A 12,966-nucleotide genomic window follows, 5' to 3' on the forward strand; every position below is an offset into this window, starting at 1 on the left:
GCCCGTCTCCTTGCGATCGGTCCGCGCCGCGCGCCCGGACGGGGCGGCGGCGCGCGCCGGTTACTGCGCGGGCGTGTCGAGCTGCTTCTTCAGCGCGGCGAGGCGGTCTTCGACCGACGGGCCCTTGTTCAGCGCCGCGAGCTTGTCGTCGAGCGCCTTGCCGCTCGACGTGTCGGCCGAGTTGATACGGGCGTCCGAGCGCGCGTTCTGCAGCGCGACCTTGTCCTCGAGCTTCTGGAAGTCTTCCGACAGGTTTTTGCCGCCGATGCCGCCGAGCGCGGTTGCCGCGACGTCCTTGGCCTGCGCGATTTCCTGCTTCGCCTGCAGGATGTTCGACCGCGCATTCAGGTCGTTGCGGCGCTGGCGCATGTCGGCGATCTGCCCCTTCAGCTTGTCGACCGACGGCTCGAGCGTCGCGAGTTCGGCCGCAAGGGCATCGCGCTCTGCTTCGGCGTTCGACTGCGCGCCGAGCGCCTCGCGTGCGAGCGCTTCGTCGCCGGCCTGCAGCGCGCGCTTCGCGCCGTCTTCGTATTTCTTCACCTTGTCGTCGGCCGCATCGCGCTTGCTGCGCTGGGTCGCGACCTGCGCCTCGATCTCGATCAGCGAGTTTTCGGCGCGGCCGATGCTGTCGTCGAGCTCTCGCACGATCTGGCGTGCATCGCGCGACGGATCCTGCACCGAATCGGCCGCATCGTTCATGAGGCCCTTGATCGTGCGCGAAATAGAGTCGAAAAGCGACATGAAATCCTCCGTGTTTGAAAGGCGCCGCGTGGCTGCGGCATGGCCTGTGGCGGGGCCGGTTCCGGACCGCCAGTGCCGGCGGATATTACACCACCGGTACACTTAAATACGGCTTAAACGCGTGATATCAAGCGGTGCGAATGTGCGGTTGCCCCGCGGCCGCGCCGCGCTCGCGCGTGCCGCGCGGGCGTCGCGCCCGGCCTTTCGTCATTGAAAGGTTGCGCGCCACACGCATGCCGTGTTCCGTGTTCATGATAGGCCGCGGGGGCGGGCAAAATGTCGCGCGGATACATGGAGTGAGGGAATTTTTACAAAAAATCGCGAAGCCGATCGGTCGATTTCATTAAAATGCGCTGTCACGTCGCGGGAACGGATCGCCGCGCGACGGGGTCTGTCGACGTGACAGTAGCCACGAAACACCCCTCTCTGATTCATCCGCTTGCATTCCGCATGCGTCCGAGGGCGCCGCGCGCGTCCGACATTCCGACATGCCAATTATCAAACGACCGTCTTCTTCTCCCCAGCGGAACGAACCCCACTACACGCTGCGCCGTTCGCCGTCGGGAGCCTATTACACCGATGACGACGACCGCGACGCGCACCGCGCGTCGCCGGGGGGCGGCGGGGGCGGCCGGGGCCGCCGCTCGTTCGGTTCGCGCGTTGCGCTGTGGTTCGTGGGCCTCATCGTCACGCTGGCGATCGTCGGCGCGCTGATCGTCGGCTACGCGCTCGTCGTGATGGCGCCGCAGCTGCCGTCGCTCGACGCGCTGACGAACTACCAGCCGAAGGTGCCGCTTCGTGTCTACTCGGCCGATCACGTGCTGCTCGGCGAGTTCGGCGAGGAGCGCCGCAGCCTCGTGCGCTTCCAGGACGTTCCGGACGTGATGAAGAAGGCGGTGCTCGCGATCGAGGACTACCGCTTCTACGAGCACGGCGGCGTCGACTTCCTCGGCATCATGCGCGCGGGTGTCGCCGACCTGATGCATGGCGGCGCGCGGCAGGGCGCGAGCACGATCACGATGCAGGTCGCGCGCAACTTCTTCCTGTCGAGCGAGAAGACCTACACGCGCAAGATCTACGAGATGCTGCTCGCGTACAAGATCGAGAAGGCACTGACGAAGGATCAGATCCTCGAGCTGTACATGAACCAGATCTACCTCGGCCAGCGCTCGTATGGTTTCGCCGCGGCCGCGCGCGTGTACTTCGGCAAGGACCTGAAGGACATCACGCTCGCGGAGGCCGCGATGCTCGCGGGCCTGCCGAAGGCGCCGTCCGCGTATAACCCGGTCGTCAATCCGAAGCGCGCGAAGGTGCGCCAGGAGTACATCCTGAAGCGGATGCTCGAGATCGGCTACATCACGCAGCCGCAGTACGATGTGGCGGTCAAGGAAGAGATCCACGTGCGCACGCCGGGCAATCAGTACGCGGTGCACGGCGAATACGTCGCCGAGATGGTGCGGCAGATGATGTATACGCAGTACAAGGACGAAACGTACACGCGCGGCCTGACCGTCACGACGACGATCAACGCGGCCGACCAGGAAGCGGCCTACCAGGCCGTGCGCCGCGGCATTCTCGACTACGAGCGCCGTCACGGCTATCGCGGGCCGGAAGGCTCCATCACGCTGCCGGCGGCGGGCGACGACCGCGACGAGGCGATCGACGACGCGCTCGCCGATCACCCGGACAACGGCGACCTGCAGTCGGCAGTGGTGCTGTCCGCCGCGCCGAACGCGGTCGACGTGCAGTTCGTCGGCGGCGCGACGACGACGATCGGCGCGGGCGGGCTGCGCTTCGTCGCCGCCGCGCTCGGCCCGCGCGCGAACGACACGCTGCGGATCAGGCCCGGCTCGATCGTGCGCGTGATGAAGGACGCGAAGTCCGGCTGGCAGGTCGTGCAGCTGCCGCAGGTCGAGGGCGCGCTGGTCGCGATCGCGCCGCAGGATGGTGCGATTCGTTCGCTCGTCGGCGGCTTCGACTTCAACAAGAGCAAGTTCAACCACGTGACGCAGGCGTGGCGCCAGCCGGGCTCGTCGTTCAAGCCGTTCATCTACTCGGCGTCGCTCGACAAGGGCCTCGGGCCGGCGACGATCATCAACGATGCGCCGCTGTACTTCCCGCCGAGCCTGCCGGGCGGCACCGCGTGGGAGCCGAAGGACGACGATCAGCCCGACGGTCCGATGTCGATGCGCACGGGCCTGCAGCGCTCGAAGAACCTCGTGTCGATTCGCATTCTCGCGTCGATCGGCACGCAGTACGCGCAGGAGTACGTGACGCAGCGCTTCGGCTTCGATCCGGCGAAGACGCCGCCGTACCTGCCGATGGCGCTCGGCGCGGGCCTCGTCACGCCGCTGCAGCTCGCGACGGGCTACGCGGTGTTCGCGAACGGCGGCTACAAGGTCGATCCGTACCTGATCGCCGAGGTCGACGATGCGCACGGCCAGCCGCTGCAGAAGGCGCAGCCGGTGATCGCGGGCAACACCGCGCCGCGCACGATCGAGGGCCGCAACGCGTACGTGATGAACAGCCTGCTGCACACCGTCGCGACGGCCGGCACGGGCGCGGGCACCAACGCGCTGGGCCGCGCCGACCTGCAAGGCAAGACGGGTACGACGAACGACGCGAAGGACGGCTGGTTTGCCGGCTACCAGCAGTCGCTCGTCGCGGTCGCGTGGATGGGCTTCGACCAGCCGAAGAGCCTCGGCAGCCGCGAATTCGGCGCGCAGCTCGCGTTGCCGATCTGGGTGAACTACATGCGCACCGCGCTCAACGGCGTGCCCGAGCAGCCGATGCCGATGCCTGACGGGCTGGCGACGATCGACGGCGAGCTGTACTACGCGGACCGCACGCCGGGCAGCGGCTTCGTCGGCAGCGTTGACATCAACCCGGCCGAGAACGCGATCAGCGCGAACGACGCGCTCGGCTCGGCCGGCGCGGCGGGCCTGGCGCCGCCGCCCGTGACGCCGCAGGAGAAGCAGCAGATCATGGACATGTTCGAGGGCAACAAGCCCTGATCGGTGAAGGCGGGCGCTTGCTGCGCCGGTGACACGACGAACGGCGGCCGCATCGCGCGGGCCGCCGTTTTTTTATCCGGACGATGAGGCGGAGCCGGCTCAGCGGAGGGCGGCACGCGTGCGCGCCAGCACTGCACGACGTGGCCGTGCAATCGCGGCGACATGCCGTCGCGCCACACCGCGGCCCACGACGCGTGCGGACCGGACGATTCCTTTCGCATCAAGGACTTGGCCCGCTGATCCCGACCTTATCAACATGCCTGTCAACAAAAATTGTGGATAACCCGCGGTAGCGGCGGGCGCTGCCCAATCTGCAACGCAACCGGGGGTGCCGGCATTTTCTCTAGTCGAAACAATGGCTTGGCGGGCTTATTGGAAAGTTCTCCACAATTCTTTCAACAGGAATTGGGGATAACCCGAAGTTCCGCGGCGTGCGCGGCGCGGCCGCTGCCGCATCCGGCATCGCGCCGGGAAAGCCGAGTCGGATCAATGGGTTGGCGCAGTTTCCCGAAACTTTTCAACAGGCTCTTCAACACGAACCGTGGATAACCTTGCGTGCGTCAACGCTGCAGCTTCGCGTGCGCGAGATGCATGCCGAGCGTGACCGGATCGGTGTTCGTGCCCGACAGCAGCACGCCGACCCGCTTGCCCTGCAGCGTTTCGCGCAGCGGGCCGAGCAGCGCGGCCATCGCGGCTGCGCACGCCGGTTCGACGGCGAGCTTCAGGTGCGAGAACAGGAACAGCATCGCCGCGCGCAACGCGTCGTCGGACACGGTGACGATGCGCTCGATGTGGCGCCGGCACAGCTGGTAGCTGTATTCCTCGGTGTGCGGTGCCATCAGCGAATCGGCGATCGTGTGCATCGCGGTCATCTTGACCGTGTGATTCGCCGCGAAGCTGCGGCTCATCGCGTCGGCGCCTTCCGGCTCGACGCCGTACACGCGCACGCGCGGGTTCGCGAGCCGCAGCGCGGTCGACACGCCGGCCGCGAGCCCGCCGCCGCCGACCGGCACGATCACCGCGTCGAGGTCGGGCGTCTGCGTTGCCCATTCGTAGCCGAGCGTCGCGGTGCCGAGGATCGTGTGATAGCCGTTGAACGGATGGATGAAGAAGCGGCCTTCCTCGGCCTCGATCCGGCGCACGAGGTCGAATGCCTGCGACGCGCTTGCCGCCAGCACGACTTCCGCGCGGTACTGCTTGCATTGCGCGATGCGCGTCGGGCTCGCGGTCTGGAACATCACGACCTTCGCGCTGCTGCCGAGCCGCATTGCCGCGAATGCGACCGCAGCCGCATGGTTGCCGGCCGACACGCAGGTGACGCCGGCGCTCTTGCGCGCTTCGTCGAGCGCGAGCAGATGCGTGAACGCGCCGCGCGCCTTGAAGCTGCCGCTTGCCTGCAGCAGCTCGAACTTGAAGTTGACATGCGTGCCTTCGAGCGAAGGCAGGTCGGCGCGCTCGAACACCGGTGTGCGCGCGAGCCACGGCGACAGCGCGAAGTGCTGCGCGGCGATTTCGTCGAGCGTCGGGATCGGCTCGCCGTCGATCGTGTGGGCGGTGCCCTGTTGTGGTGTCGACATGGCCTGGCGTGTGGGGGAATTAACCGGCCCGCACACGCAGGCCGGCGTGGCGGGGAACGGTCAGTGCGCGTCGACCGACATGCTGCGGATGAACTTCCGCAGGAACTGCTCGCATGCGGCCAGCTGCGCGAGTTCGACGTATTCGTTCGGCTTGTGTGCCTGCTCGATGTTGCCGGGCCCGCACACGATGCTCGGGATGCCTGCGCGCTCGAACAGGCCGGCCTCGGTGCCGTATGCGACCTTGCGCTTGTCCTGGTCGGCGGTCAGCGCGCGTACGAGCTGCGTGATCGCGGCCTGTTCGGTCGCGTCGAGACCCGGCGCCGCGGCGATCTTCGAGAACTCGATCGCCGCGTTCGGATGCTCGCGGCGCATCTGCGGCAGCAGCGTTTCCTGCGCATACGCTTCGATGCGCGCATAGATCTGCTCGGGATCGAGCGTCGGCAGATTGCGGAACTCGAAATCGAACCGGCATTCGGCCGGCACCGTGTTGATCGCGTTGCCGCCCTGGATCGTGCTGGTCTGCGCGGTCGTGAACGGCACGTCGTACAGGTCGTCGAACGGGCCTTCGGCGCGAAAGCGCTCCGCGAGGTCGCGAATGTGGCAGATCAGGCGCGCCGCGTATTCGATCGCGTTCAGCCCCTTCGGCGTCAGCGACGAGTGCGCCGCATGGCCGCGCACGCAGCAGCGGTATGCGTTGATGCCCTTGTGCGCGATGATCGGCCGCATGCTGGTCGGCTCGCCGACGATGCAGCCGGACGGCTTCACGCCGCGTTTGACGAGATCCGCGATCATCAGCGGCGCGCCCGCGCAGCCGATTTCCTCGTCGTACGACAGCGCGAAATGGATCGGCTTCGCGAGCTTCGTCGCCTGCATGTCGGGCAACAGCGCGAGCGCCGCGCCGATGAAGCCCTTCATGTCGCAGGTGCCGCGGCCGTACAGGCGGCCGTCGCGGATTTCAGGACGGAACGGGTCGCTATCCCATTGCTGGCCGTCGACGGGCACGACGTCGGTGTGCCCGGACAGCACGATGCCGCCGTCGGTCGTGCCGTCGTGCGCGGGCACGGTCGCGAACAGGTTCGCCCAGCCTTCGCGCGGATCGTGCGTGAGCGTCGACGCGATGCCCTTCGCGGCGAGCGCGTCGCGCACCGTTTCGATCAGGCCGAGGTTCGGCACGCGGCTCGTCGTGTCCATCGCCACCAGTTGCGTGACCCAGGGCAGGCTGACGAGCGATGCGTCGCCTTGGGTGGCGGCCGACGACACCGTCGCGTCGAGAGTGGACATGGCTGAACTCCGTCTGATGAATGGGAAAATCATACGTCAAAAACGGTGCGGCGCGCCCCTGCGGGCCGCCGTGCGGTGCAGCATCCACGACACGTCATGGCGCCGAACCCGTCAACGCGACGCGGCGGCCGCGCCTTGCCGCGGCGTATGGCCGAGCGCGCGCAGCGTTTCCTTGATCGTCGACACGCGGATCGCGAGATCCGGCGAGCGCGTCTCGATCCGCAGCCGGTCCTGGCCGGCGAGCTTGATGTGCCGATGCTTCTGCACCATCTCGATGATGCGCATCGGATCGATCGGCGGATTCGGCTCGAACTGCAGCCCGATTGCCGCTTCGCTCGCGTCGATCTTCACGATGCCGAGCGGTTTCGCCGCGAGGCGCAGGCGGTGCGTCTCGACGAGCGCGTGCGCCTGCGGCGGCAGCTTGCCGAAGCGGTCGATCAGTTCTTCCTGGATCCCGTCGATCGCGTCGCCATGCTCGCAGTTCGCGAGCCGCTTGTACAGCGACAGCCGCTCCTGCACGTCCGTGCAGTAGTCGGCCGGCAGGATCGCGGGCGCGTGCAGGTTGATCTCGGTCGTCGCGGCGAGCGGGGCGGTGAGGTCGGGCTCCTTGCCGTTCTTCAGCGCCTTCACCGCGTCGTTCAGCATGTCCGTGTAGAGCTGGAAGCCGATCTCGTGGATCTCGCCCGACTGCTTGTCGCCGAGCACCTCGCCGGTGCCGCGGATCTCGAGGTCGTGCATCGCGAGATAGAAGCCGGAGCCGAGCTCCTCCATCTGCTGGATCGCCTCGAGGCGGCGCTGCGCCTGCTTGGTCAGCGCCTGCGGATCGTGGACGAGCAGGTACGCATACGCCTGGTGGTGCGAGCGGCCGACGCGGCCGCGCAGCTGGTGCAGCTGCGCGAGGCCGAACTTGTCCGAGCGATGCATGATGATCGTGTTCGCGCTCGGCACGTCGATGCCGGTCTCGATGATCGTCGTGCACAGCAGCACATTCGCGCGCTGCGCGACGAAATCGCGCATCACGCGCTCGAGCTCGCGCTCGTGCATCTGGCCGTGCGCGATCGCGATGCGCGCCTCGGGCACCAGTTCCTCGAGCATCGACTTGCGGTTCTCGATCGTCTCGACCTCGTTGTGCAGGAAGTACACCTGGCCGCCGCGCTTCAGCTCGCGCAGCATCGCCTCGCGGATCACGCTTTCTTCCTCGCGGCGCACGAAGGTCTTGATCGCGAGCCGCTTCTGCGGCGCGGTCGCGATCACCGAGAAGTCGCGCAAGCCCTCGAGCGCCATGCCGAGCGTGCGCGGGATCGGCGTCGCGGTCAGCGTCAGCACGTCGACCTCCGCGCGCAGCGCCTTCAGCGCTTCCTTCTGGCGCACGCCGAAGCGGTGCTCCTCGTCGATGACCACGAGGCCGAGCCGCTTGAACTGCACGTCCGACGACAGCAGCTTGTGCGTGCCGATCACGATGTCGACGCTGCCTTCGTTGATCTGCGCGATTGCCGCGTTGACTTCCTTCGCGGTCTTGAAACGCGACAGCTCGACGATCCGCACCGGCCAGTCGGCGAAGCGGTCCGCGAAAGTCTGCGTGTGCTGCTCGGCGAGCAGCGTCGTCGGCGACAGCAGCGCGACCTGCTTGCCGCCCATCACCGCGATGAACGCGGCGCGCAGTGCGACTTCCGTCTTGCCGAAGCCGACATCGCCGCACACGAGGCGGTCCATCGGCTTGCCGCTCGTCATGTCGCCGATCACCGACGCGATCGCCGCGGCCTGGTCGGGCGTTTCCTCGAAGCCGAAGCTTTCCGCGAACTTCACGTAGTCGCGCGGCTCGAGCGCGAATGCGTGACCCTCGCGGGCCGCGCGGCGCGCGTACAGGTTCAGCAGCTCGGCGGCCGTATCGCGGATCTGCTGCGCGGCCTTGCGCTTCGCGCGCTCCCACTGGCCCGAGCCGAGCGCGTGCAGCGGCGCGCTGTCCGGATCGGCGCCGCTGTAGCGCGAGATCACGTGCAGTTGCGCGACCGGCACGTAGAGCTTGCTTTCGCCCGAGTATTCGAGATGCAGGAACTCGGTCTCGCCTTCGCCGAGGTCCATCGACACGAGGCCCATGTAGCGGCCGATGCCGTGCTGCGCGTGCACGACCGGGTCGCCGACCTTCAGCTCGGACAGGTCGCGCACCATCGCGTCGACGTTGCTCGCCTGTTCCTGCCGGCGGCGGCCCGCGCGGCGGCCGAGCGCACCGTACAGCTCGGTCTCGGTGACGACCGCGTAGCCTTCGCCCGGCACCGCGAAGCCGCTCGACAGCGGCGCGACGCCGAGCGCGAACGGCGCCTCGCTCTCCAGCCAGCCGGCGAAGTGGTCGTTCGACGCGGGCCGCAGGTGATGCTCGGCGAGCAGTTGCAGGATCGTTTCGCGGCGGCCCGCCGATTCGACGGTCAGCAGCACGCGTTTGCCTGACGTTTCGACGAACGTGCGGAGTGCGGCGAGCGGATCGTCGGCATGGCGGTCGACCGTCAGGTCCGGCAGGCCCGTCGCCCAGCCGCCGGCCGGCTGCGCGGGCAGCACGACGCGCGCGAACGGCTTCGCGAACGCGAAGAAATCCTCGTCGGACAGGAACAGGCGCTGCGGCTCGAGGATCGGCCGCTCGCGGTCGTGCGACAGGAACGCATGGCGCTGCTTGGTGTCGGCGGTGAAGCGCCGGATCGATGCTTCGAGGTCGCCCGTGAACACGAGATGCGCGTCTTGCGGCAGGTAGTGGAACAGCGTCGCCGTTTCGTCGAAGAAGAGGGGCAGGTAGTACTCGATACCGGCCGACGGCACGCCGTTGCCGATGTCCTTGTAGATCGGCGCACGGCTCGGGTCGCCTTCGAAGGTCTCGCGCCAGCGGCTGCGGAACGCGGTGCGCGCGGCTTCGTCGAACGGAAACTCGCGGCCCGGCAGCAGGCGCACGTCGCGCACGGGGTAGAGGCTGCGCTGCGTATCCGGATCGAACGCGCGGATCGAGTCGACCTGGTCGTCGAACAGGTCGATCCGGTACGGCAGCGGCGAACCCATCGGGAACAGGTCGATCAGCGAGCCGCGCACGCAGTATTCGCCGGGGCGCACGACCTGGCTCACGTGCTCGTAGCCGGCGAGCGTCAGCTGCGCCTTCAGCTTCGCCTCGTCGAGCCGCTCGCCCTGCGCGAACGCGAACGTGTACGCGGCCATGAAAGACGCGGGCGGCATCCGGTACAGCGCGGTGGTCGCGGGCACGAGCAGGATGTCGCAACGGCCTTCGCCGAGGTCGTGCAGCGTCGCGAGACGCTCGGACACGAGATCCTGGTGCGGCGAGAACGTGTCGTACGGCAGCGTTTCCCAGTCCGGCAGCAGGCGCACGCGTGCGTCGGGCGAGAAGTAGCCGATTTCCTGCGCGAGGCGCTGCGCGTCGACCGCGTTCGCGCAGATCACCGCGAGGAGCGGCACGCCGTCGCGATGCGCGGCGAGGTAGCGGGCGATGGCGAGCGCGTCGGCGGAGCCGTGCGTGCCATCGAAGGCGAAGCGCTGGCCGGGCTTGACGCGCGCGACGGGCGAGGCGAACGGGGTGGAAGCGTTGTCTGGCATAGGGACGGCTGGAGTGGCTTGCGCAGGCGCAATCGCAGTGCGCCGGTCGAGACGAAAGACCTATTATAAAATCCGCTTCTTGATTTCATCTTTCCGGCGTTTCCCTTCGTGACTTCCCGACTCTTCGCCCTGATTCCCTGCGCCGGCACGGGCAGCCGCTCCGGCTCGGCCGTGCCGAAGCAATACCGCACGGTCGCAGGCCGCGCGCTCCTGCATTACACGCTCGCCGCGTTCGACGCGTGCAGCGAGTTCGCGCAGACGCTCGTCGTCCTGGCGCCGGACGACACGCATTTCGACGCACGCCGCTTCGCGGGCCTGCGCTTCGCGGTGCGCCGCTGCGGCGGCGCGTCCCGGCAGGCGTCGGTGCTGAACGGGCTGCTCGAGCTGACCGAGTTCGGCGCGACCGACCGCGACTGGGTGCTCGTGCACGACGCCGCGCGCCCGGGCATCACGCCGCAACTGATCCGCACGCTGGTCGCGACGCTGAAGGACGACCCGGTCGGCGGCATCGTCGCGCTGCCGGTCGCCGATACGCTGAAGCGCGTGCCGGCCGGCGGCGACGCGATCGCGCGCACCGAGTCGCGCGATGCGCTGTGGCAGGCACAGACCCCGCAGATGTTCCGCATCGGCATGCTGCGCGACGCGATCCTGCACGCGCAGCGGGAAGGGCACGACCTGACCGACGAGGCGAGCGCGATCGAATGGGCCGGCCATACGCCGCGCGTCGTGCAGGGCAGCCTGCGCAACTTCAAGGTCACGTATCCGGAAGACTTCGCGCTCGCGGAAGCGATCCTCGCGCGCGCGCCGCAATCCTCCTGACCCACACTCAATCTCAATCGGAACACGCATGGATTTCAGAATCGGACAAGGCTACGACGTGCACCAGCTCGTCTCCGGGCGGCCCCTCATCATCGGCGGCGTGACGATTCCGTACGAGCGCGGCCTGCTCGGCCACTCGGACGCGGACGTGCTGCTGCACGCGATCACCGACGCGCTGTTCGGCGCGGCGGCGCTCGGCGACATCGGCCGGCATTTCTCCGATACGGATGCCGCGTTCAAGGGCGCCGATAGCCGCGTGCTGCTGCGCGAGTGCGTCGCGCGCGTGAAGGCCGCGGGTTTCACGATCCAGAACGTCGACAGCACCGTGATCGCGCAGGCGCCGAAGCTCGCACCGCACATCGACGGGATGCGCGCGAACATCGCCGAGGATCTCGGCCTGCCGCTCGAGCGCGTGAACGTGAAGGCCAAGACCAACGAGAAGCTCGGCTATCTGGGCCGCGGCGAAGGCATCGAGGCGCAGGCCGCTGCGCTGCTGGTCAGGCAGGCCGGGTGACGGGTGGGGCCGCCGGCTTCCCGGCGGCTTTCCAACGACGATTCCGGAAATGAAAAATGCCACGCGGCGCACGCGTGGCATTTTTATTCGGGCGCGGCCCGGGCGGGCCGCAACCGTGACGCTTATTCGCCTTCCGCGGCGATCACTTGCGCGGCAGCGTTGATCACCGACGCGATGCGGCCGACGTCGCGCAGTTGCGTGACGGTCATGCCTTGCTCGTTCTTCAGCAGCGCGTAGTGCGACTTCACGCAGAAGTGGCACTTGCCGACGATCGACGCGGCGAGCGCGTACATCTCGAACTTGCGCTTGTCGACGCCGCCATGCGTCGCATACGCGCCCATCCGCAGCTCGGCGCGCTGGGTCTTCAGGTCGGCGTCGTCGGCCATCTCGACATACGGATACCACGTGTTGTTCATCCCCATCAGCGCGGCCGCCGTCAGCACAGCGTTCGTCTCTTCGGGCGACAGCACGCCGGCTTCGCGAATCGTCTTCACGAGCACCGTGCTCTTTGCCGCGATCGCTGCCGCGAGCGCGACGCCGACTGCGTCGGTGCCTTCGAGCGACGAGCGCGAGATCGTGCCGTCGAGGTTCAGGCGGATGTCCTTCGCGTAGTCGGGGATGCGCGCCTTAATCGAATCGATGAATTCCATTGATATCTCCTATGGGTTGGCCGTTAAAAAAGCCCGCAGGCAGCACGTGCGCCGCGGGCTTCGTTGCATCGACGCTTACAGCGTCGCGCCGCCGATTACACGGTTGCACGGGCACAGTTCGTCCGTTTGCAGACCGTCGAGAATGCGCAGGATTTCGTCCGGGCTACGGCCGACGTTCAGGTTGTTGACCGAAACGTGCTGGATCGTGTTGTCCGGGTCGACGATGAACGTCGCGCGCAGGGCCACGCCGGCTTCCTTGTCGCGCACGCCGAGCTGGTCGATCAGCTCGCCCTTGACGTCGCCGAACGCGTAGTGGTTCAGCTTGTCGAGGTCCTTGTGCTCACGGCGCCATGCGAGCTTGACGAATTCGTTGTCCGAGCTGCCGCCGAGCAGGATGGCATCGCGCTCTTCGAACTGCTTCGCGAGCTTCGAGAACTCGACGATTTCCGTCGGGCACACGAACGTGAAGTCCTTCGGGTAGAAGTAGATGATCTTCCACTTGCCCGGGAACGACGCTTCGGTGATCGTCTCGAATGCCGACTGGCCGTTTTCTTCGTGGTGGTTGAAGCCGGGCTTCGCGGCGCCAACGGTGAAGGCTTCGAGTTTATCGCCGACAGTTTTCATGCGGATGCTCCTGTATGAGTTGGGAAGAAGACTCGAGTCAAGCTACCTCGGTGCTGCAACGTTGGTGTGACAGCATGGGCTGGATCATAACACTATTGGCTTAATGCTTCAATAGATTTTAACTAATGCGTCCCATAGATTTTTTCAACCGGCGCGAT

General features: G+C 67.3%; 9 protein-coding genes. 3 read left to right on the forward strand and 6 right to left on the reverse strand.

Annotated elements, in window-relative coordinates:
- Positions 1–60: 60 nt before the first annotated feature.
- Complete coding sequence (locus ACV22Z_RS09705; RefSeq protein WP_448076084.1) at positions 61–741, reverse strand: PspA/IM30 family protein; 681 nt, start codon at positions 739–741, stop codon at positions 61–63.
- A gap of 488 nt (positions 742–1,229) precedes the next feature.
- Between ACV22Z_RS09705 and ACV22Z_RS09710 the strand changes: the two genes are divergently transcribed.
- The gene (locus ACV22Z_RS09710) at positions 1,230–3,755 is read left to right on the forward strand and encodes a penicillin-binding protein 1A (protein ID WP_448076085.1); all 2,526 of its coding nucleotides are present in this window, start codon (positions 1,230–1,232) and stop codon (positions 3,753–3,755) included.
- A 560-nt stretch (positions 3,756–4,315) separates the two neighbouring features.
- Here the strand turns inward: ACV22Z_RS09710 and ACV22Z_RS09715 are convergent.
- The 3 genes from ACV22Z_RS09715 to mfd form a co-directional block, all read right to left on the reverse strand.
- Entirely contained in the window at positions 4,316–5,332 is a 1,017-nt protein-coding gene (locus ACV22Z_RS09715) for a threonine/serine dehydratase (protein ID WP_448076086.1), read from the reverse strand.
- A gap of 60 nt (positions 5,333–5,392) precedes the next feature.
- Positions 5,393–6,613, reverse strand: coding sequence for an acetylornithine deacetylase (gene argE / locus ACV22Z_RS09720; RefSeq protein WP_448076087.1), 1,221 nt, complete (start codon positions 6,611–6,613; stop codon positions 5,393–5,395).
- A gap of 111 nt (positions 6,614–6,724) precedes the next feature.
- Positions 6,725–10,201: a transcription-repair coupling factor gene (mfd, locus tag ACV22Z_RS09725; protein WP_448076088.1), complete on the reverse strand. Its 3,477-nt coding sequence runs from the start codon at positions 10,199–10,201 to the stop codon at positions 6,725–6,727.
- A gap of 108 nt (positions 10,202–10,309) precedes the next feature.
- On the opposite strand from mfd, the gene ispD reads away from it, so the two are divergent.
- Both ispD and ispF read left to right on the forward strand, forming a co-directional pair.
- Entirely contained in the window at positions 10,310–11,020 is a 711-nt protein-coding gene (ispD, locus tag ACV22Z_RS09730; RefSeq protein ID WP_448076089.1) for a 2-C-methyl-D-erythritol 4-phosphate cytidylyltransferase, read from the forward strand.
- A 28-nt stretch (positions 11,021–11,048) separates the two neighbouring features.
- The gene (ispF, locus tag ACV22Z_RS09735; RefSeq protein WP_448076090.1) at positions 11,049–11,534 is read left to right on the forward strand and encodes a 2-C-methyl-D-erythritol 2,4-cyclodiphosphate synthase; all 486 of its coding nucleotides are present in this window, start codon (positions 11,049–11,051) and stop codon (positions 11,532–11,534) included.
- Between the two features lie 122 nt (positions 11,535–11,656).
- On the opposite strand, the gene ACV22Z_RS09740 is transcribed toward ispF, so the two are convergent.
- Together ACV22Z_RS09740 and ACV22Z_RS09745 are read right to left on the reverse strand one after the other, a co-directional pair.
- Positions 11,657–12,184 carry a carboxymuconolactone decarboxylase family protein gene (locus tag ACV22Z_RS09740; RefSeq protein ID WP_006478562.1) on the reverse strand — a complete coding sequence of 176 codons (528 nt, stop codon included), beginning with the start codon at positions 12,182–12,184 and terminating at the stop codon, positions 11,657–11,659.
- Positions 12,185–12,259: 75 nt separating this feature from the next.
- The gene (locus ACV22Z_RS09745) at positions 12,260–12,808 is read right to left on the reverse strand and encodes a peroxiredoxin (RefSeq protein ID WP_448076091.1); all 549 of its coding nucleotides are present in this window, start codon (positions 12,806–12,808) and stop codon (positions 12,260–12,262) included.
- Positions 12,809–12,966: the final 158 nt, after the last annotated feature.

It is taken from the genome of Burkholderia sp. PU8-34 (assembly GCF_053427725.1).